At 68.3% G+C, this 20098-nt stretch carries 18 protein-coding genes; 15 read left to right on the forward strand and 3 right to left on the reverse strand.

The annotated features are described in order from the left end of the window. Positions 1 to 128: 128 nt before the first annotated feature. The 11 genes from VGN58_RS03020 to VGN58_RS03070 all read left to right on the forward strand — a co-directional run bounded on the left by VGN58_RS03020 (position 129) and on the right by VGN58_RS03070 (position 14474). Positions 129 to 2846: a DUF2339 domain-containing protein gene (locus VGN58_RS03020; protein ID WP_327482054.1), complete on the forward strand. Its 2718-nt coding sequence runs from the start codon at positions 129 to 131 to the stop codon at positions 2844 to 2846. Next, positions 2843 to 4201, forward strand: a complete 1359-nt coding sequence (locus tag VGN58_RS03025) for a DUF3999 family protein (RefSeq protein ID WP_327481493.1) — start codon at positions 2843 to 2845, stop codon at positions 4199 to 4201. Before VGN58_RS03020 ends, VGN58_RS03025 begins: the two co-directional genes overlap by 4 nt. 70 nt (positions 4202 to 4271) lie before the next feature. Next, a complete protein-coding gene (locus VGN58_RS03030) occupies positions 4272 to 5447 on the forward strand; it encodes a phosphoglycerate kinase (RefSeq protein ID WP_327481495.1) in 1176 nt (391 codons plus the stop codon). Continuing rightward, positions 5444 to 6085 (forward strand): HAD hydrolase-like protein, encoded by a 642-nt coding sequence (locus tag VGN58_RS03035; RefSeq protein WP_327481497.1) that lies wholly within the window; start codon positions 5444 to 5446, stop codon positions 6083 to 6085. The genes VGN58_RS03030 and VGN58_RS03035 overlap by 4 nt, the downstream gene beginning before the upstream one ends. Positions 6086 to 6361: 276 nt before the next feature. Further along, positions 6362 to 7831 (forward strand): pyruvate kinase, encoded by a 1470-nt coding sequence (pyk, locus tag VGN58_RS03040; protein WP_327481499.1) that lies wholly within the window; start codon positions 6362 to 6364, stop codon positions 7829 to 7831. Positions 7832 to 7967: 136 nt separating this feature from the next. Next, positions 7968 to 8972 (forward strand): class I fructose-bisphosphate aldolase, encoded by a 1005-nt coding sequence (locus VGN58_RS03045; RefSeq protein WP_327481501.1) that lies wholly within the window; start codon positions 7968 to 7970, stop codon positions 8970 to 8972. Between the two features lie 1138 nt (positions 8973 to 10110). Continuing rightward, the gene (locus VGN58_RS03050; protein ID WP_327481503.1) at positions 10111 to 10584 is read left to right on the forward strand and encodes a MarR family transcriptional regulator; all 474 of its coding nucleotides are present in this window, start codon (positions 10111 to 10113) and stop codon (positions 10582 to 10584) included. Between the two features lie 9 nt (positions 10585 to 10593). Then, entirely contained in the window at positions 10594 to 11685 is a 1092-nt protein-coding gene (locus tag VGN58_RS03055) for an HlyD family secretion protein (RefSeq protein WP_327481505.1), read from the forward strand. Between the two features lie 140 nt (positions 11686 to 11825). Continuing rightward, the gene (locus VGN58_RS03060) at positions 11826 to 13373 is read left to right on the forward strand and encodes an MDR family MFS transporter (protein ID WP_327481507.1); all 1548 of its coding nucleotides are present in this window, start codon (positions 11826 to 11828) and stop codon (positions 13371 to 13373) included. A gap of 26 nt (positions 13374 to 13399) precedes the next feature. Further along, the gene (locus VGN58_RS03065) at positions 13400 to 13786 is read left to right on the forward strand and encodes a VOC family protein (protein ID WP_327481509.1); all 387 of its coding nucleotides are present in this window, start codon (positions 13400 to 13402) and stop codon (positions 13784 to 13786) included. Positions 13787 to 14006: 220 nt separating this feature from the next. Then, entirely contained in the window at positions 14007 to 14474 is a 468-nt protein-coding gene (locus VGN58_RS03070) for a DUF6265 family protein (RefSeq protein WP_327481511.1), read from the forward strand. A gap of 6 nt (positions 14475 to 14480) precedes the next feature. Here the strand turns inward: VGN58_RS03070 and cysK are convergent, their stop codons facing one another. Further along, a complete protein-coding gene (gene cysK / locus VGN58_RS03075; RefSeq protein WP_327481512.1) occupies positions 14481 to 15455 on the reverse strand; it encodes a cysteine synthase A in 975 nt (324 codons plus the stop codon). Between the two features lie 25 nt (positions 15456 to 15480). Then, positions 15481 to 16929, reverse strand: a complete 1449-nt coding sequence (cysG, locus tag VGN58_RS03080) for a siroheme synthase CysG (RefSeq protein WP_327481513.1) — start codon at positions 16927 to 16929, stop codon at positions 15481 to 15483. 172 nt (positions 16930 to 17101) lie between these two features. Here cysG and VGN58_RS03085 point away from each other — a divergent pair, with 172 nt between their 5' ends. The 4 genes from VGN58_RS03085 to VGN58_RS03100 all read left to right on the forward strand — a co-directional run bounded on the left by VGN58_RS03085 (position 17102) and on the right by VGN58_RS03100 (position 19561). Further along, positions 17102 to 18085, forward strand: coding sequence for a LysR family transcriptional regulator (locus tag VGN58_RS03085; protein WP_327482056.1), 984 nt, complete (start codon positions 17102 to 17104; stop codon positions 18083 to 18085). A 93-nt stretch (positions 18086 to 18178) separates the two neighbouring features. Next, positions 18179 to 18505 (forward strand): hypothetical protein, encoded by a 327-nt coding sequence (locus VGN58_RS03090; RefSeq protein ID WP_327481514.1) that lies wholly within the window; start codon positions 18179 to 18181, stop codon positions 18503 to 18505. 91 nt (positions 18506 to 18596) lie between these two features. Then, on the forward strand, positions 18597 to 19283 hold the full coding sequence (locus tag VGN58_RS03095; protein ID WP_327481515.1) for a histidine phosphatase family protein: 687 nt from the start codon (positions 18597 to 18599) through the stop codon (positions 19281 to 19283). A 5-nt stretch (positions 19284 to 19288) separates the two neighbouring features. Next, positions 19289 to 19561, forward strand: a complete 273-nt coding sequence (locus VGN58_RS03100) for a type II toxin-antitoxin system prevent-host-death family antitoxin (protein ID WP_327481517.1) — start codon at positions 19289 to 19291, stop codon at positions 19559 to 19561. 157 nt (positions 19562 to 19718) lie between these two features. Here the strand turns inward: VGN58_RS03100 and VGN58_RS03105 are convergent, their stop codons facing one another. Next, positions 19719 to 20081, reverse strand: coding sequence for a hypothetical protein (locus VGN58_RS03105; protein WP_327481519.1), 363 nt, complete (start codon positions 20079 to 20081; stop codon positions 19719 to 19721). Positions 20082 to 20098: the final 17 nt, after the last annotated feature.

Genomic DNA, 20098 nt, shown 5'->3' on the forward strand with positions numbered 1-20098 from the left:
CCTGCGCATCGAATCTTGCAAATCCGGCCGCCTTGGCCGAGGCTGCGGCGAGGCTGAATGGACGGCCGGGGAGCGGATGCGTCCGTTCCCGCATCGAACACGCAACGACGGGGTAGGCGATGGATGATCTGGCGGGAGTGCTGGTGCTGCTCGGCCTGGCGGTACTGGCCGTGCCGGTACTGCTGATCGTGGCGCTGGTCGCCATCAGCGGGCTGAAACGCCGGGTCGGCGAACTGGAACGGCAGGTGATGCAGCTGCGCAGCGCGCCGGTTGCGTCCGTCGCACCGCAGGCGGCGGATGTCGCGACACCCGCGCCGGTCGATGACGGGCCGACGCTGACCGAACTCGTGCGGTCGCCGCCGGTGCGCGTCCAGACACCGCCTCCCACCCCGGCGGCCGCGACGCCGCCACCGATTCCCCCGCAGCGCCCCGTGCCTGCGGCGCCGCCCGTGGAACCCGCGCCGGCGGTGCCGCCGCGCCCACCGCGCCCCGAAGCGCCGCCACGTCCCGCCAAACCCGATGTGTTCACCGTCGCCCTGCGTGCGGTGCAACGCTGGTTCACTGTCGGCAACGTACCGGTCAAGATCGGCGTGCTGGTGCTGTTCGCCGGCGTGGCCGCGCTGCTGAAGTACGGCGCGGACCAAGGCTGGTTCACCCTGCCGCCGGAACTGCGTCTGGCCGGCATCGCGGCAGCGGCGCTGGGCGCGCTGGTTTTCGCGTGGCGCAAGCGCGACAGCAACCGCACATTCGCCTTGAGCGTGCAGGGCGGTGCCATTGGCGTGCTGCTGCTGGTCGCGTTCGCGGCGTTCAAGATCTTCGGCGTGATGCCGGCCGGCGCGGCCTTCGCGCTGAGCATCGTGCTGATCGCCGGTGCGGGCATGCTGGCGGTGCTGCAGGATGCGAAGTCGCTGGCCGTGTTCGCGCTGCTGGCAGGCTTCCTCGCGCCGATCTGGCTGTCCACCGGCAGCGGCAACCACGTGGCGCTGTTCTCGTACTACGCGGTATTGAACGCGGCCATCGTCGGCATCGCCTGGTACAGGTCGTGGCGCGTGCTGAACCTGCTCGGCTTCCTCTTCACCTTCGGCATCGGCACCGCGTGGGGCCTGTTCGACTATGCGCCGGAGAAGTACGCCAGCACGCAACCTTTCCTGGCACTGTTCTTCGTGTTCTACCTGCTGATCCCGCTGCTGTTCGCGCGTCGCCAGCCGGCCAGCCGGCGCGACTTGATCGACGGATGTCTGGTGTTCGGCATGCCGCTGGTCGCGTTCTCGCTGCAGGAGGGGCTGATGCAGGGCGGCAGCTTCGAGGACAGCCGACTGCCGCTGGCGTTCTGCGCGCTGGGGCTTGGCGTGATGTATGCGGTGCTGTCGCGGGCGTTGCGGCGTCGCGAGAATTACGACGTGCTGGCGCATTCGTACGCCCTGCTGGCGGTCGGCTTCGCCACGCTGTCCGTGCCGCTGGCGCTGTCGGCGCAGGCCACGGCCTGCGTGTTCGCGCTGGAAGGCGCGGCGCTGGCGTGGCTGGGACTGCGGCAGTCGCGCCTGTTGCCGCAGTTTACCGGTGCGGGCCTGCAGCTTGCGGCGGCGGTGGCGTTCTTCATCGCGAGCGCCGACGCGCCGTCGTGGGATACGACCGCTGCCGTGCCGATGTTCGCCAACGCGGCCTTCATGAGCGCATTGCTGATCGCGGCCGCAGGCGTTGCCAGTGCCTGGGCGTATCGCGGGCGGAGTGCCGGCGTGGCGCTGGTGTACTACCTGTGGGCGCTTGCCTGGTGGCTGGGCAACGGCGTGCTCGAGATCGACACCCACATCGACGGAGATAGTGAGCCAGACGCGATGCTCGCCTTCATCGCGCTCACCGGCTGGCTGGCAGCGGAAGTGCATCGCCGGCGCCCGGCCGGCGCGCTCGCCTGGACCACGCTGGCCGCGCTGGCGTCCGCCGCGCCGCTGGCGCTGTGGCAGACCGCGGAGCACCAGCAGCCCTTCGCCGGCAATGGCGTGTGGGCATGGCTCGCCTATGCGGTACTCGGCGTCCGCAGCCTGATGTGCCTGCGCGACAGCGATCATCGGCTGGCCGGTGCGGCGCAGTTCGTGTGGTGGCTGGTGTGGCCGCTGGTGGCGAGCCTGCTGCTGGCCTGGCTGCCCGGACATGTGCAGGGCATGGGCAGTGGTTGGCAGGCCGGTCTCATCGCGTTGCCATGGCTGGTGGTGGTGGCGCTCGCGCTGTTCCGTTGGGCATGGCTGGCGGCTCCGCTTGGCGACCGGTTCGATGGCTGGCGTACACCGTTGCTGGGCGTGCTGTTCGCCGCACTGGGCCTGTGGTGGCTGGTGTCGCTGTTCATGGCCGGCAGCGCGCGTCCGCTGCCGTGGATGCCGGTGCTGAATCCGCTGGAACTCGCCCAGTTCGCGGTGCTGGTCCTGCTGCTGCGCTGGTGGCTGCCGGAAACCCGTACGCTGCCGCCGGCGCGCATCGTGCTGCTGTCGTCGCTGGCCTTCGTGTGGATCACCTCGGTGGTGCTGCATGCCGTGCATCACTGGGGCGGCGTGCCGTGGAACGAGGGTCTGCTGTCGGGCAGCCTGGCGCAAACCAGCCTGACCATCACCTGGAGCGTGCTGGGCGTGCTGGGCTGGGTGATCGGGTCGCGCCGCGGCCAGCGCATGTTGTGGCTGGGCGGTGCGGTGCTGATGGGCGTGGTGCTGGCCAAGCTGGTCTTCGTCGATCGCCAGCATCTGGGCAACCTGCTCGGCATCGGCTCGTTCATCGGCTACGGCCTGTTGTGCACCGTGGTGGGCTATCTGGCGCCGGCACCGCCGCGGCGCATCGACAACGAGGAAGCACCCGCATGAAGAAGTGGCTGATGGTCCTGTCTCTGCTGCCCGTGCTCGCCGCCGCGCAGGCGCCAACGTCTGCTCCCTATGCGAAGCGCTGGCCGCTGACGTTGTCGTCCGAACAGGCGGGTGCGTACCGCGTGGTCCTCGACCGCGAGGTCTACACCACCACGGCATGGCCGGACCTGCGCGACATCGATGTGCTGGATGCGCAGGGCAGGCCGGTGGCGGCGGCACTGTTCGGCCCCGAGCAGCCCACGGCCCTGCCGGCGCGACGCATCGTGGTGCCATGGTTTCCGCTGCCGGCGCTGCAGCAGGATCCATCGGTACCGTCGCGCGTGTCGGCGCAGTTCGGCGAGAACGGCCGCATCGTGCGCATCGAGGCCGACGGTGGCGGTACGGCCGCCTCCGGTCCCGCACGTGCCTTCCTGGTCGACCTGAGCGGCATCCGCGATACGCCCGAAGCGCTGGAGTTCACCTGGGATGCCGGCACGCCGCGCGAATCGCGCTATCGGGTCGAAGGCAGCCAGGACCTGCAGGCGTGGGAGGTCGTGCAGGACCGCGTGACCCTGGTCGAGCTGCAGCGCGGCCCGCAACGCCTGCTGCGCGACGAGGCGCCGATCCGCGGCGGTCTTCGCTACATCCGCTTCGTGCCGCTCGATGCCTCGCCGGCCCTGCCGATCCGTGAGGTGCGCGTGCGCCTGCAGGCCGTGCATCCGCGCCAGGATGTGCAGTGGTCGGAGCTGCAGGGCCGGCGCATGTCCGAGCAGGGTGTGGACGGCTACACCTACGAAAGCGATGGGCGCTATCCCGTGGCCCTGGCCGATCTGGCGATGGACGACTACACCGTCGGCGAATGGACGCTGGAGAGCCGCGACAGCACGGACGCGCCGTGGCGACTGCGCGCCGGGCCGTGGGTGGCGTATCGCGTGGCCGGCGAACAGCCCAGCGCCTCGCCGGCGCAACCGTTGTCGAGCGGACCGGCACGCGACCGCTACTGGCGGCTGCGCAACACCGGCGCACTGCCGGAGCGGGCGCCCACGCTTCGACTCGGCTACCGGTCGGAAGTGGTGGTGTTCCTTGCACGGGGCACGCCGCCCTACGCACTGGTGGCAGGCAGTGCGAGCGCGCGCCGCGCCGCCGTCCCGATGCCTGCCCTGGTGGATTCGCTGCGGCGCGACCGCGGCGAGGACTGGCAGCCCGCGCCGGCGTACCTGTCCCCGTCCACGGTGCTGGCCGGCGATGCGGCGCTGGTCGCTCCGCCCACGCCGCGCGACTGGAAGACCTGGCTACTGTGGGGCCTGCTGATCGCCGGTGCGGCGCTGGTGGCGGCCTTCGCCTTCAGCCTGCTGCGCAGCCGGCCACCGGCCTAGGCTGCGGTCGTTTGCGGCATGCGGGGGCAGGCGGGACAATAGCGGTCTCTCCCGCTGCCCAGGACTTCCGATGCCCATCGTCCGCATGACCGACCTCGACCTCGCCGGCAAACGCGTGCTGATCCGCCAGGATCTTAACGTGCCGATCGACGCTGGCCGGATCACGTCCGAGCAGCGCATCACCGCGTCGTTGCCGACGCTGAAGCTGGCGCTGCAGAAGGGCGCGGCGGTGATGGTGACCTCGCACCTGGGCCGCCCGAAGGAAGGCGTGTGGAGCGAAGCCGATTCGCTGGCGCCGGTCGCCGCGCGCCTGTCCGAACTGCTCGGCGTCGAGGTGCCGCTGGTGAAGGACTGGGTGGATGGCGTCGACGTGGCGCCGGGCCGGATCGTCCTGCTCGAGAACTGCCGCATGAACGTCGGCGAAGGCAAGGACGACGAAGCGCTGTCGAAAAAATACGCCGCGCTGTGCGACGTCTTCGTCATGGACGCGTTCGGCACCGCGCACCGCGCGCAGGCCTCCACGCATGGCGTGATCCGGTTCGCCCCGGTCGCCGCCGGCGGCCCGCTGCTGATGGCCGAACTGGACGCGCTGGACAAGGCGCTGGCCAATCCGGCCCGCCCGCTGCTGGCCATCGTCGCCGGCAGCAAGGTCTCCACCAAGCTGGAACTGCTGACCAGCCTGGTGGGCAAGGTGGACCAGCTGATCGTCGGCGGCGGCATCGCCAACACCTTCATCGCGGCGGAAGGCCATGCGGTGGGCAAGTCGCTGATCGAAGCCGACCTGATCGAGACCGCGAAGAAGATCGATGCCGATGCGAAGGCGCGTGGTGCCGAGATTCCGCTGCCGACCGACGTGGTGGTCGCCACCGCGTTCTCCGCCGATGCGCCGGCGACGGTGAAGGCCGTGGACGCCGTCGCGGCCGACGACCTGATCCTCGACATCGGTCCGCAGACCGCGCAGCGCTATGCCGAACTGATCAAGTCGGCCGGCACCGTGGTGTGGAACGGGCCGGTGGGCGTATTCGAGTTCGATGCCTTCGGCAAGGGCACCGAAACGCTGGCGCATGCGATCGCGCAGTCGAAGGCATTCTCCATCGCCGGCGGCGGCGACACGCTGGCGGCGGTGGACAAGTACGGTATCGCCGACGACGTCAGCTATATCTCCACCGGTGGCGGCGCCTTCCTCGAATTCCTCGAAGGCAAGACGCTGCCGGCCGTCGCGGCGCTGGAAGCACGCGGCCAGTGAGCCGCGCCACGCTGTTCTTCGACCTCGACGGCACGCTGATCGATTCGGCCGTCGGCATCACCCGCTGCATCGCCCACGCATTGACCCAGCTCGAGCATCCGATTCCATCGGAGGCCGAGCTGCGCGGTTGGATCGGTCCGTCGCTGCGTACCAGCTTCATGCCGCTGCTGGGCGATCCGGCCAAGGTCGAGGCCGCCATCGAGCATTACCTGGAGCGCTTCGAGTCGCACGGCTGGCTGGAGCACCAGGTCTACGCCGGCGTCGGCGAAACCATCGAGGCGCTTCACGCCGAGGGTCACCGGCTCGCCGTGGTCACCGCCAAGAACGAGCCGCACGCGCGCAAGATCCTGGCGCACCTGCCGTTCGGGCATCGCTTCGAGGACATCATCGGCGCGACTGTCGATGGCCGCCTCAGCCACAAGAAGGACCTGATCGGCGAAGCCCTGCGGCGCCTTTCACTGACGCCTGATGCGTGCTGGATGATCGGTGACCGCCGCATGGACATCGAGGGCGCGCGTCACCATGGCATGCGCAACGTCGGCGTGCTGTGGGGATTCGGCGGAGAAGAGGAGTTGCGCGATGCAGGCGCGACCCGGCTCGCAGGCGCACCCGACCAATTGCAGCCACTGCTCGCCTGAGCGGAAACGCACGCGATCAAACGCGCGTTTCATCCTCGCGTTTTTTGCGCAGTCGGGTGTGCGCGCGCAGCATCCGGCATGCGGGCAGAGACCAAAAAAATACCAGTCGCACGACGTGCGCGACCGTTGCGAAAGCGCTTGAAAACAGGGCTTTGCTGGCGTGCCGGTACACGTGCCTCATGCTGTCCCGGGACAGTGCGATCACACGGGGTCCGCGGGTCTCTACGCATCCGTATCGCTGTGGTAGCGTTTGCGCGATCACAGGGAATCCGCACCATGACCGAACGCCAGCGCCGCACCAAGATCCTCGCCACCCTCGGACCGGCGACCGACCCGCCCGGCGTGCTGGAGGATCTGTTCCGCGCCGGCGTCAACGTGGTGCGACTGAACTTCTCGCATGGCGATCCGTCCGGACAGGCCAAGCGTGCCGCTGCCGTTCGCCTGGCGGCGCAGCGCGTCGGTGCCGAGGTCGGCATCCTGGCCGACCTGCCGGGCCCGAAGATCCGCGTGGAACGTTTCGCCGAAGGCAAGGTGGTGCTGAAGACCGGCGACCGCTTCGACCTGGTGGCCCGTGTCGATGCACCTCCGGGCGATGCCACCCAGGTGGGCGTCAGCTACCTCGGCCTGCCGGGCGACGTGGAAGCGGGCGACGTCCTGCTGCTCGACGACGGCCTGATGCAGCTGAAGGTGACCTCGGTCGAGGGCGAACGCATCATCTGCACCGTGCTCAACGACGGCGTGCTGTCCGACCGCAAGGGCCTGAACAAGCAGGGCGGCGGCCTGTCGCTGGGCGCGCTGACCGAGCGCGACCGTGAGCTGATCGCCTATGTGGCGGAGAACATCGGCGTGGACTTCATCGCCGTGTCGTTCTGCCGCAATGCCGACGACATGAACGAAGCGCGCCGCATCGCCCGCGAGCACGGCTGCGACGCCGCACTGGTCTCCAAGATCGAACGTACCGAAGCCATCGAGAACCTGGCCGAGATCGTCGATGCCAGCGACGTGGTGATGGTCGCGCGCGGCGACCTGGGCGTGGAGATCGGCGATGCCGAATTGCCCGGCCTGCAGAAGAAGATCATCCGCGAGTCGCTGGCGCGCAACAAGGTGGTGATCACCGCCACCCAGATGCTGCAGTCGATGGTGGACAGCCCGATCCCCACCCGCGCCGAAGTGCTGGACGTGGCCAACGCCGTCATCGACGGCACCGACGCGGTGATGCTGTCGGCCGAGACTGCGGCCGGCAGCTACCCGGTCCGCGCGGTGGAAGCGATGGCGCGCATCTGCCTGGGCGCCGAGAAGCAGTTCGAGATGGATACCGATTTCGAGAAGGCGCCGCGCAACCTGGAGCGCGCCGACCAGGCCATCGCGATGGCCACGATGTTCCTGTCCGAGCACATCGGCGTGCGCGCGATCGTGGCGATGACCGAATCCGGCGGCACCGCGCGCTTCCTGTCGCGCTTCCGCTCCAGCGCGCCGATCTATGCGTTCTCGCGCCACGACGGCGCGCGCCGCAAGATGGCGATGATCCGCGACGTGTTCCCGATCGCCTTCGACAGCCGCGGCCTGGCTCCGCGTGAGGCCGCGCGCGATGCGATGCGCGTGCTGCACGACCGCGAGCTGCTGGCCGAGGGTGACCGCGTCATCTTCACCAGCGGCGACCACATGGAGCGCCACGGCGCCACCAATACGCTTCGCCTGCTGCAGATGGGCGAGCGCGGCAAGGCCGAGGGACTCGGCGAGCTGTAAGCGGTTCCGGCCGCGCGGGACCGCCTGCGACGTCGGGATTCCGGGCGCGCTGCGGCGCGTTCGCCGCCGCGATTGCCCGCTGTCGGCGGGGCGCGGTCTATAATTGGTCTCTTTTTCGCCCCGCCACAGGAATCCCATGAGCATCGAACAGCTTGCCGAAACCGCCCAGGCCATGGTGGCCGCGGGCAAGGGCATCATCGCGATCGACGAGTCCACCACCACCATCGCCAAGCGGTTCCAGGGCGTGGGCATCGAGAACACCGAAGAGAACCGTCGCGCCTACCGCGAGCTGCTGCTCACCACGCCGAAGCTGTCGGACTACATCTCCGGCGCCATCCTGTTCGACGAAACCCTGCGCCAGTCCACCAAGGACGGCGTGCCGTTCGCCAAGTACATGGCCGACCACGGCATCATCCCCGGCATCAAGGTCGACAAGGGCACGCACCCCCTGGCCGGCTGCCCGGGCGAGGTGGTCACCGAAGGCCTCGACGGCCTGCGCGACCGCCTGAAGGAGTACTACAAGCTGGGCGCGCGCTTCGCCAAGTGGCGCGCGGTCATCACCATCGGCGAGGACATCCCCTCCGGCACCTGCATCGAGGCCAATGCGCATGCGCTGGCCCGTTACGCCGCGCTGTGCCAGGAGTGCGGTCTGGTGCCGATGGTGGAGCCGGAAGTGCTGATGGACGGCGACCACAACATCGAGGTCTGCTACGAAGTGACCGAAGCCGTGCTGCGTTCGCTGTTCGGCGCGCTGTACGAGCAGAACGTGCTGCTGGAAGGCACCATCCTGAAGGCCTCGATGGTCATCGCCGGCAAGGACTGCGAGGAGCAGGCCGACGTCGACGAAGTGGCCGAGTCCACCGTGATGTGCCTGAAGAGCACCGTGCCGGCCATCCTGCCGGGCGTGGTGTTCCTGTCCGGCGGCCAGACCGACGAGCAGTCCACCGCCCACCTCAACGCCATGAACCAGCTGGGCAACCTGCCGTGGCCGCTCAGCTTCTCCTACGGCCGCGCCATGCAGCAGGCCGCGCTGAAGCTGTGGTCGCAGGACCTGGTGGGCAACTTCGCCAAGGCCCAGGCCGTGGTGTACGAGCGCGCCAAGGAAAACGGCCTGGCCGCGCTGGGCAAGTGGGAAGGCTGATCGCCTGCGCCACGAAGTGATTCCGACGCCGGCCTTGTGCCGGCGTCGTCGTTTGCGGGGTCGGAATCGGAAACCAAGGCCTGTCGTCCGCTCCGCCGATGCGTCATTCGCGTGAAGGCGGGAATCCAGGGCCTTTGGCTTCCGAGCAGGAAAGTCGCTGGGTCCCCGCCTTCGCGGGGATGACGGCCTTTCTTCCGTCGGCCTTGCTGGTGGCCACTTGCACGCTTGATGCAGGGAGCGGCGAGTGCCCTCTGCGTGGGCGACCTAAATGCCGGCAGGAGCATCCGGTCCATCACACCGTCATTCCCGCGCAGGAGGGAACCCAGTGCCTTCGGCTTCACAGTGGGAAAGTCGCTGGGTCCCCGCCTTCGCGGGGATGACGGCTCTCTATCCATCGATCTGGTGCGGGGCACTCGCTTGGAACAGGGCGCTGCGATGGTCTTGTGCGGGGGATCGAACTCCATGCCAACGGTGAAATCCGTTCCCTCCCACCGTCGTTCCCGCGAAGGCGGGAACCCAGTGCCTTCGGCTTACGAGCAGGAAAGTCACTGGGTCCCCGCCTGCGCGGGGATGACGGCTCTCCATTCATTGATTTGGTGCGGGGCACTCGCTTGGAACAGGGCGCTGCGATGGTTCTATGCGGTGGTCAAGCTCCATGCCAACGGTGAAATCCGTTCCATCACACCGTCGTTCCCGCGAAGGCGGGAACCCAGCGCCTTTGGCTTACGAGCAGGAAAGTCGCTGGGTCCCCGCCTTCGCGGGGATGACGGCTCTCCATTCATCGATTTGGTGCGGGGCTCTCGCTTGAAACAGGGCACTGCGAGGGTCTTGTGCAGGGGATTGAACTCCCTGCCAACGGTGGAATCCGTTCCCTCCCACCGTCGTTCCCGCGAAGGCGGGAATCCAGCGCCTTCGGCTTCTGAATGCCAAAGTCGCTGGGTCCCCGCCTTCGCGGGGATGACGAGCCTTCCTCGGTCGCCCGGTTCGGGCCCCTGATGGTCGTTTGAACCGGGCGACGAGAACCGTCTTGCGGGCCCAGTCCGCGTCCCTAAACACCCTGAGCCGTAGCGAAAGCTCGGCTGAACGATTTTCCGTCGCCTTGAATATAATTGCTTAAGCATCTATATCATAGGCACCCATGAAGACACCTGCCGGCCAAAGCACCATCGGTTACCTGATCGCGGACCTGAGCCGGTTGTTCGGCCGCGTGTTCGATCGCCGCGCCGCCCATCTGGGCCTGACCCGCGTGCAATGGCGCGCGCTCAAGCGCATCCACCAGAGCGAGGGCATCACCCAGTCCGCGCTCGCCGACCTGCTGGACATGGAGCCGATCGCGGTCGGCCGCGTGCTGGACCGCCTGCAGAAGGCCGGCTTCATCGAGCGCCGCAGCGATCCCGACGACCGCCGCGTGTGGCGGCTGCACCTGCTGCCGCAGTCGGACGCGGTGATGCACGACATCGAGGCCGTAGCCACCTCGGTCCGCGAAGACTGCCTGGCCGGCGTCGACCCCGGTGAACTGGCGACGACACTCAAGGTGCTCGGCCAGATCCGCGAAAACCTCTCCCTGCTCGACCGTGCCAGCCGCGGCGAGTCCTCCCTCCGCAAGGGCTGAATCCCCACCATGACCAGCAAGATCAACGAGGCCGCCGAGAATGCGGCCCGGACTCCCGCTCCCAAGCGCCGCCGCGTCCCCGTGTGGCTGTGGGTGGCAGGCCCGCTCGCCGTGGCCGGCTTCTTCGGTTGGGAATACGTCGCCTCGCAGCGCGAGGTCAGCACCGACAACGCCTACATCAAGGCCGAGCGCATCCTGATCGCGCCGCAGGTCGGCGGCCGCGTGGTCGAAGTCGCTGTCCAGCAGAACCAGCCGGTGAAGAAGGGCGATCTGCTGTTCCGCATCGATGCCGATCCGCTGACGATCGCCGTCGCGCAGAACGAGGCGCTGGTGGCGCGCATGGCGAACAGCGCCAGCGCCAGCCGCGCCAAGGTGGTCGGTACCGGCACCTCCATCCAGGCGGCGCGCGAGACGCTGGCGTGGGCGCAGCGCGATTTCCAGCGCATGCAGCAGCTCGCCGGCCAGCAGCTGGTCTCGCGCAAGATGCTGGACGACGCGCGCCACGCGGTCGCCGAAGCGCGCACCGACCTGGCAGATGCCATCGCCACCCAGTCCGAAGCCACCGCCTCGCTGAGCGGCAGCCCGGGCACCCCGACGCAGGACCTGCCGGAATACCGCGCCGCCGCCGCAATGCTGGCGAAGGCCAGGCTCGACCTGGCGCACGCCGAAGTGCGCGCGCCGGTGGACGGCATCGTCGGCCTACACGACCTGCAAGTGGGCGAGTACATCAATGTCGGCCAGACGGCGATGCCGCTGGTGGCCACCTCGCCGATCTGGGTGGAAGCCAACTTCAAGGAAACCGAGCTGGAGAAGATGAAGGTCGGCCAGCCCGCGACGATCGAAGTGGACAGCTATCCGGGCGTGACGTGGAAGGCGCACGTGGCGTCCATCGCGCCGGCCTCCGGCGCCGAGTTCAGCGTGCTGCCGCCGCAGAACGCCACCGGCAACTGGGTGAAGATCGTGCAGCGCATCCCCGTGCGCCTCGAGATCGACAGCGCTGCCGCCGATGCGCCGCAACTGCGCGCCGGCATGAGCGCCGACGTGCACGTCGAGCTGCGCGATGGCGGCAGCGCCTCCAGCCGCGCGACCGCCGCGCGCTGAGGTTTCCTTTCCATGTCATCCCGGGCGTGCGCGGACGCGGGCGAGGGCACTGTGGTGGGGCCCGGCCCCGCTGACGCCGCGCCCCGGGTGACCTCTGGATCGACGCATGCCCTATGCGCCGATCCCTTCCGGACTTCCCCATGAGCACGACCGCCGCACCCGCACAGGACGACACCGGCAAGCGCACGCTGCTGGTCGGCTCGGTGATGCTGGCCACGCTGATGCAGGCGCTGGACACCACCATCGCCAACGTCGCGCTGCCCGACATGCAGGGCTCGCTGTCGGCCACCCAGGACCAGGTGTCGTGGGTGCTGACCAGCTACATCGTCGCGGCCGCGATCCTGACGCCGGTCACCGGCTGGCTGGCCGGGCGCCTCGGGCGCCGGCGCCTGCTGATCATCGCGGTCAGCGGCTTCACTGTCGCTTCGCTGCTGTGCGGCATCGCCACCGGCATCGGCGAGATGGTGCTGTTCCGCATCCTGCAGGGCGTGTTCGGTGCGTCGCTGGTGCCGATCTCGCAGTCGCTGCTGCTCGACGCGTTCCCGAAGGAGAAGCACGGTGCGGCGATGGCGATGTGGGGCATGGGCATCATGGTCGGGCCGATCCTGGGGCCGCCGCTGGGTGGCTTCCTGACCCAGAACTACAGCTGGCACTGGGTGTTCCTGATCAACCTGCCTATCGGCATCCTCGCGCTGGTCGGCATCATGGCCAGCGTGAAGAAGGACGCGGTGCAGGAACGCAAGCTCGACGGCATCGGGCTGGGCCTGCTGGCGCTCGGTATCGGCGCGCTGCAGTTGTTCCTGGACCGTGGGCAGAGCGAGGACTGGTTCGGCAGTGTCGAGATCCAGATCGAAGCCGCGCTCGCTTTCCTCGCGCTGTACATGTACGGGCTGTGGTGGTGGCGCAAGCGCGAGCACGCGCTGCTCGATCTGGGCCTGCTCAAGAATGCCAACTTCGCCGTCGGCTGCGCGTTGATCTTCGTCGTCGGCATCGTGCTGTTCGCGACGCTGGCGCTGCTGCCGCCGTACCTGAGCACGCTGATGAACTACCCGGTGCTGACCATCGGCCTGGTGCTCGCGCCGCGCGGCGTCGGCACGATGTTCAGCATGATGGTCGTCGGCCGGCTGCTGGGGCGGATCGACGCGCGCTGGCCGATCCTGGTGGGCATGGCACTGATGGCATTCTCGCTGCACGGTATGACCCAGTTCGGGCCGAATGCATCGATGGAATCCATCGTCTGGCTGGGCGTGGTGCAGGGCATGGGCCTGGGCCTGGTATTCGTGCCGATCTCCACGGTCGCCTACGCCACGCTGGAGCCGCACCAGCGCACCGAAGCCGCCGGCCTCTTCAGCCTGGTGCGCAACATCGGTTCGTCGGTCGGCATTTCGGTGGTGATGACCATGCTGTCGCGTGCGATGCAGGTAAACCATGCCGAGATCGGTGCGCGCATCCAGGCCTTCGGCGCGGAGACGACGCTGCTGCCCGCCGCGATGGATCCGTCCACCGCCACTGGCCTGGCGCTTCTCAATGCCGAAGTGAACCGGCAGGCGGCGGCCATCGGCTACCTCAACGACTTCAAGCTGATGATGCTGTTGACGCTGGTGTCGATGCCGCTGGTGCTGCTGATGCGCGGCGGCAAGGCGCCGTCCGGCGGCAATGCCGGTGCGGATGCCGCGGCGGCGCATTGAGCTCCAGTACCCGAGGACATGCGCGCATGAAGATCGAAGGTGTGCACCACGTCGCGATCATCGCGTCCGACTATGCGCGGTCGAAGCGCTTTTACACCGAGGTGCTGGGCCTGCGCATACTCGCCGAGCATTACCGCGCCGAACGCGATTCATGGAAGCTCGATCTCGCGCTGCCCGACGGCACGCAGGTCGAGCTGTTCTCGTTCCCGTCGCCGCCACCGCGCGTCTCGCGGCCGGAAGCCTGCGGGCTACGCCACCTCGCACTGCGCGTCGCCGATCTGGATGCCGCCGTCGCCCATTTGCGTGCGAGTGGCGTGGCAAGCGAGCCGATACGCGTGGACGAGTACACCGGCCGGCGCTTCACCTTCTTCGCCGATCCGGACGATCTGCCGCTGGAGCTGTACGAGCCGTGATCCGGCTTCTGTAGGAGCGACGTGAGTCGCGACCGGACACTTTCGGTGCACAAGCCTCTACGAGGAATCCATGGAAGGGAGTCGCTTGTCGTCTTCTGCCGACTCCGTGGCAGACTGGATTCACGGTCGCGACTCACGTCGCTCCTACAGAGGCAAGGGGATCGCGGGTTTGACTCGGGCCTGCTAACTTCGCGTACCGACAGCGAAGCGAGTCGAATCCATGAAACACCTGGCGACGTTTTTCCTGTCCGTGCCAACGGCACTGATGGCCACCTCGGCCTCGGCCCACGATCTCGACTGGTTTACCGGTCACTGGTGCGGGCAGCAGGGCAAGACCTTCAGCGAGGAAACCTGGATGGCGCCGCGCGGCGGGCTGCTGGTCGGCATGCATCGCGATACGCGCGAGGGCAGGGCGACCGGCTTCGAGTTCATGCGCATCGCGCAGCAGGAAGGGCGCTGGGTATTCGTCGCGCAGCCAGGTGGCGGTGCGGCGACCGAGTTTCCCGCCGAACGCGTGGCGCAGGATCGCGTGGTGTTCGCCAACCCGGCGCACGACTTCCCGAAGCGCGTGATCTATTCGCGACCGGACGCCGACACGCTGCACGCGCGTGTCGACGATGGCCGCGACGACGGCAAGGCGCTGGAGTGGACGTGGCGACGCGATTGCGTGGCGCCACCGTCGTCCTGACCTCGATTACGGCAGCGCGGCGTCGCCCAGCGACGACAGCCACTCGTCGTCGGAGCCTTCGTTGACCCCCTCGAACAGCGGCGTGGAGAAGTAGCGCTCGCCGGTATCCGGCAGCATCGCCAGCAGCACGTCGCCGGGCTTGGCCTTCTGCGCGACCTGCAGCGCCGCCGCCACGGTGGCGCCGCCGGAAATGCCGACGAAGATGCCTTCCTCGGCCGCCAGGCGGCGCGCGGTGGCGATGGACTCCACGTCGGTCACCGGCAGGATCTCGTCGGCGATCTCGCGGTTCAGCACGTCGGGCACGAAGTCCGGTGTCCAGCCCTGGATCTTGTGCGGCTGCCATTCCTTGCCCTGCAGCAGCGAGGCGCCGGCCGGTTCGGAGGCGGTGATGCGCACGTCCGGGCGCGCGACCTTCAGCACCTCGCCCACGCCGGTCAGCGTGCCGCCGGTGCCCCAGCCGGTGACGAAGTGGTCGAGCCGACGACCGGCGAAATCGCGCAGGATCTCCGCCGCCGTGGTCTGCCGGTGGTAGGCGGGATTGGCGGGGTTGGCGAACTGGCGGGCGAGGAACCAGCCGTGCTGCTTCGCCAGTTCCTCGGCGCGCCGCACCATGCCGCTGCCGCGCTCGGCGGCCGGCGTCAGGATCACCTTGGCGCCGTACGCGCGCATCAGCTTGCGGCGCTCGATGGAGAAGGTCTCCACCATCGTGGCGACGAACTTGTAGCCGCGCGCGGCGGCCACCATGGCCAGTGCCACGCCGGTGTTGCCGGAGGTGGCTTCGATGATGGTGTCGCCGGGCTTCAGCAGGCCCTTGGCCTCGGCGTCGAGGACGATGGCCAGCGCCAAGCGGTCCTTCACCGAACCGCCGGGATTGAACGATTCCACTTTCGCATAGAGCGTGACGTGCTCCGGCGCGATGTGGTGCAGTTTGACGACCGGCGTGTGGCCGATGGTGTCCAGGATGCTGTCGTAGAGGGCCATGGAATGTCCTTGGAGAAACGAGAGGTCAGGCAGCCTGCAGTGTGGGCGCGGGCAGGTTGCGGGAATGTGTGGGAGCACCGACGGGCGGCGCGCCGAACCAGTGCAGCGTGTCGGCCAATGCGGCGACCTCGCCCAGGATCAGCAGCGCGGGCGAGCGTACCTGGTGGAAACGCGCGGTTTCCGGCAGATCGGCCAAGGTTCCGTTCAGCACGCGCTGATCGCGGCGCGACCCGTTCTCGATCAGCGCGAACGGCGTTGACGGGGCTCGGCCATGCTGGACCAGCCGCTCGCGCAAGCCTTCCAATCCGGCCACGCCCATATAGACGGCCAGCGTCTGCCGCTCCTGCGCCAGCGCCTGCCAGTCGAGGGTGTCGAAGGAGTCCTTGCAGTGCGCGGTCACCAGCTTTACCGACTGCGCATGGTCGCGATGGGTGAGCGGAATGCCGGCGTAGGCCGCACAGGCCACGGCCGCGGTGATGCCGGGGACGACTTCGTACGGGATGCCGTGGGCGCGCAGGAACTCCAGCTCTTCGCCGCCGCGTCCGAACACGAACGGGTCGCCGCCCTTCAGCCGCACGACGCGATGGCCGGCGCGGGCGTGTTCCAGCATCAGCGCATGGATGTCGTCCTGGCGCATGCTGTGGCCGCTGGCCGACTTGCCGACTTCGATATAGGTCGCATCGCGGCGGCCGAGCCGCAGCACGTCCTCGCTGACCAGGCGGTCGTGCAGGATCACATCGGCTTCGTTCATCGCCCGCAGCGCGTTGAGCGTCAGCAGGCCGGCATCGCCCGGACCGGCGCCGACCACGGCGACCGAGCCGCTGCGCCCGAGGTTCGCGTGCTCGTCCAGCATCGCATGGAAATGCTGCTCGGCCTGCGCATGCAGCTGCTGCCGGAACAGGCGCGGCAGCGGGCCGGCCAGCAGTTTCTCGAAGAACCGGCGCCGGTCCGAGGTCTGCGGAAAGCGCTGGCGGATGCGCTGGCGCTGGCGGGTGAACAGCTCGGCCAGCGAGGTCCAGGAATCGTCCAGCAGGGTCTCCAGCTGGCGGCGCAGATGGCGCGCCAGCATCGGCGCGCCGCCGCCGCTGGAGATGGCGACCTGCAGCGGGCCGCGCTCGACGATGGCGGGCACCTGGAAGGTGGACAGTTCTGCATCGTCCACCACATTGGCGAACAGGTGGCGCGCCTCGGCGGCGGCGGCGACGGCGCGGTTGACGACCGTGTCGTCGGTGGCGGCGACCACCAGCCAGGCGTCGGACAGCCAGTGGGCGTCGAAGCGGCCTTCGATCCAGTCGATGCGGCCCTGAGCCTGCCACGCTTGCAGGCGCGGGGTCAGACCGGGCGCACCGACGCGCGGGCGGGCGCCGGCGTGCAGCAGCGCTTCCGTCTTGCGCTCGGCCACCGGGCCGCCGCCGACCACCAGGACCCGGCGGCCTTGCAGATCGGCGAACAGGGGAAACAACGGAGCGCTCACGGGCGTCGGGAATGTCGGCGGGGCTGCTGACCGTACTGCCCGCTCATGGTGGTCGGAAATGACATCCCGCCACCGCCATATGCCTTGCAGTTATAAGTGGCGGCGGCTACGTTCCCGACAAATCCTCTACAGTCCAAGGCCCCTCCCGGTGGGCCGCCGCGCCCCCACGCCGATGACGCTGACCCAACTCCGCTACCTGGTGGCCATCGCCGACGCCGACCTCAACATCACGCTGGCGGCGGCGCGTGTGCATGCCACTCAGCCCGGACTGTCCAAGCAGCTGAAGCAGTTGGAGGACGAACTGGGCTTCCTGCTGTTCGTGCGCAAGGGCCGCAGCCTGGAAGCGGTGACGCCGGCCGGCCATGAAGTGATCGACCGCGCCCGGCTGGTGCTGGCCGAGGCCAACAACATCCGCACCTACGCCGCCAACCAGCGGCGCGAGAGCCAGGGCCAGCTGGTGCTGGTGACCACGCATACGCAGGCGCGCTTCGTGCTGCCGCCGGCCATCGCACAGATCAAGCGCGACTTCCCGCAGGTCAGCGTGCACCTGCAGCAGGCGCCGGAAAGCCAGGCGCTGGACCTGCTGACCCAGGGCGATGCCGACATGGCGGTGGTCAGTACCGCCGGCGACCCGCCGCAGGCCGGCATCGCCGTGCCGCTGTACCGCTGGCGGCGCCTGGTGCTGGTACCGCGTGCCCATGCGCTGGAACAGCTCGGTCGCGTGCCCACGATGGCCGACCTGGCCGACCAGCCGCTGATCAGCTACGAATCGTCGACGCGGCCGGGTTCGTCGTTGCAGCGCGCCTTCGCCAAGGTGGGACTGGAACCGAACATCGCCCTGACCGCGCTCGATGCGGATCTCATCAAGACCTATGTCCGCGCCGGCCTCGGCGTGGGGCTGCTGGCCGAGATGGCGGTGAATGCGGCCGACACCGACCTGCGCGCGTGGCCGGCGCCGCCGGAGGTGAAGGAATGCATCGCGTGGGCGGTGCTGCCGCGCGAGCGGGTGCTGCGCGACTACGCGCTGGACCTGGTGCGCACGTTGGCGCCGCAGATCGACCGCCGCGACCTGCGCCGGGTGATCGACGGCAACCAGGATCCGGACTGGCCGGAGCCGCCGACCTGGCAGTCGCTGACGCAGACCATCACCAGCTGAGGTCACCCGTCGGCGTGATTGACGCGATGTGCCCATGCGGGCGACGCTGACGGCACCCCCTCCGTCCCGTCTCCCATGAACCGCATTTCCCGCATGGTTGCCCGCATGTATGCCCCGGCCGTGGTCATCGCGGTAGGGGGCTTCGCCACGGCGGAAGTGGTGACGCGGACCGAACGCGCCTTCGGCGACATCACCCCGCAACGGTTGGCCTCGCTGTCATTCCTGCTGGCGATCCTGCTGGGGACGGCGTGGGCGCTGCATTCCAGCTGGCGCCTCTACCGCTGGGCGCGCGGCCGCGAACTGCGCTGCGCCTGCGGCGGCATGATGTCGCGCATCCGCTACAACCGGCAGCGGCAGAAGTACCGCAAGTGCCTGGCCTGCGGCAGCAAGAGTCTGGAAGGCGCGCATTGCGGTAGTTGAACCCGGCCAAGATGACGACGTGGGGTGTCCGGAGATTCCACCTACGGGCGAATAATCGTCAGTCGGTCCGCAACGAAAGGAATCCGGTCGCGTGAAGCAGATCTTGTTCGTACGCCACGCCGAAAGCGTGTCGAACGCGGGTGGGGTCACCCAGCCGCATGCGGACATCCCGCTTTCCATGCACGGCTGGCGACAGGCGCAGGTGCTTGCAGGCGTGCTGCCCGCGTCGCCGAGTCGGATCTACTGTTCTCCCTTTCTGCGTGCGGTCAGCACCGCCGAACCCTACAGCCGTCGAACCGGCGTTGCATTGACGTACCTGGACGAACTGCAGGAATTCTCGGCGATCGATCCCGAGTTGCTGCAGGGCATGACGGGCGCGCAACGACGTCCAGTCGCGGACGCTTACTGGGCCGAGGCCGATCCGGCCAAGCGCATGGGCGAGAGAGCCGAAACATTCGCGGAGTTCCATCAGCGCGTGCTGCTCGGCATCGAGAGATTGCGAACGCTCGAGGACGGCAGCGTCGTCTTCGGTCACGGCATCTGGCTTGGGCTCGCGTATTGGATGGCGGAGAACGCGATGGCTTCCCGCGCCGACCAGATGCGCGCTTTCCGTGCGTACCAGTCGAACCTACCCTTGCCGAACGGCGGCTGCCATACGATGCGATTCGATCAGCGGGCCGCGCCGAGCATCCGCTTCGAGGCGGACTTGCATCGCAAGGTCTGCGAGGCGCTGTCGTCAGAGGCGTCCACGGTGAGGGAAGTCCGGTCGCCGGCCTGAAAGAAATGAATGACCAACTCGCCACGGAATCAGAGCTTCAGGCTGCCGATCTGCTTGCGGAGATCGAACGGGAGCGCGAGTCGCTGCAGACCGCGCGGCTCGGTAGCTCCAGTCCTCGTTCGGCGGACAGCGAAGCATGTGCGCCAAGCGTGGCGCGCATGGAAATGCTTGAAGGACTGATGCGCGGCGAGCGCGCCATTTCTGAAGGTCGCGCTGTCTGCCACTGGCAAGCCAGAGAATTGCTTGTCAGATGGTTGGGCAAGGTCGCCGCCGGATGATAGAAGCCGTTCGTGGTGAGCCTGTCGAACCACGCTCTTTGCGATAGCCCGAAAGGTTGCTGTAGCCCCTGCTGCAAAGCCTTCGTGATTTTTCTCTTCGCGGCATCGCGAAAGTGCGCGCCGATCCCCAGCGTGAGGGCTCATTCCGAACGAGGAGTCAGCCCGAGCAGACGAGGACCGCCTCCTTCGCCACGCATTGCCGGAAGTCCTCCGGCAAGCCACGGATCTCATGCGTCTTGCCCGGTGCCAGCGCAAAGTCTTCAAGCGTGGTGCGGGTGCAGTCGGCGGGATTCGTGCTCGCTGAGGGAACCGCGCAGCGCTCCGTATAGACGCGGTAATGGCACTGGCCGCTTTCGCTGGCGAAGCACTCGAACGTCGCCACGCCTTCCTTCAGCGTGCTTTTGCTGAAAAGCGTATCCACGCCGTTGGCGCTGCTGTGGTGGATGGTGGTGACGCTGGGTTTCTCGTCGCATCCTGCCAGGGCCAGCAGGCAGGACATCAGGGACGTGATGATGCGCATGGCGGTTTCCTCGGGGT

This window comes from Pseudoxanthomonas sp. (genome assembly GCF_035999195.1).
In the GTDB taxonomy this organism is placed as follows: domain Bacteria; phylum Pseudomonadota; class Gammaproteobacteria; order Xanthomonadales; family Xanthomonadaceae; genus Pseudoxanthomonas_A.

Bases quoted from the DNA above. Each gene is read 5' to 3' on its own strand.
- VGN58_RS03025 (WP_327481493.1), top strand. From the start codon at position 2,843: ATGAAGAAGTGGCTGATGGTCCTGTCTCTGCTGCCCGTGCTCGCCGCC.
- VGN58_RS03030 (WP_327481495.1), top strand. From the start codon at position 4,272: ATGCCCATCGTCCGCATGACCGACCTCGACCTCGCCGGCAAACGCGTG.
- pyk (WP_327481499.1), top strand. From the start codon at position 6,362: ATGACCGAACGCCAGCGCCGCACCAAGATCCTCGCCACCCTCGGACCG.
- VGN58_RS03045 (WP_327481501.1), top strand. From the start codon at position 7,968: ATGAGCATCGAACAGCTTGCCGAAACCGCCCAGGCCATGGTGGCCGCG.
- VGN58_RS03050 (WP_327481503.1), top strand. From the start codon at position 10,111: ATGAAGACACCTGCCGGCCAAAGCACCATCGGTTACCTGATCGCGGAC.
- VGN58_RS03055 (WP_327481505.1), top strand. From the start codon at position 10,594: ATGACCAGCAAGATCAACGAGGCCGCCGAGAATGCGGCCCGGACTCCC.
- VGN58_RS03060 (WP_327481507.1), top strand. From the start codon at position 11,826: ATGAGCACGACCGCCGCACCCGCACAGGACGACACCGGCAAGCGCACG.
- VGN58_RS03065 (WP_327481509.1), top strand. From the start codon at position 13,400: ATGAAGATCGAAGGTGTGCACCACGTCGCGATCATCGCGTCCGACTAT.
- VGN58_RS03070 (WP_327481511.1), top strand. From the start codon at position 14,007: ATGAAACACCTGGCGACGTTTTTCCTGTCCGTGCCAACGGCACTGATG.
- cysK (WP_327481512.1), bottom strand. From the start codon at position 15,455: ATGGCCCTCTACGACAGCATCCTGGACACCATCGGCCACACGCCGGTC.
- VGN58_RS03085 (WP_327482056.1), top strand. From the start codon at position 17,102: ATGACGCTGACCCAACTCCGCTACCTGGTGGCCATCGCCGACGCCGAC.
- VGN58_RS03090 (WP_327481514.1), top strand. From the start codon at position 18,179: ATGGTTGCCCGCATGTATGCCCCGGCCGTGGTCATCGCGGTAGGGGGC.
- VGN58_RS03100 (WP_327481517.1), top strand. From the start codon at position 19,289: ATGAATGACCAACTCGCCACGGAATCAGAGCTTCAGGCTGCCGATCTG.
- VGN58_RS03105 (WP_327481519.1), bottom strand. From the start codon at position 20,081: ATGCGCATCATCACGTCCCTGATGTCCTGCCTGCTGGCCCTGGCAGGA.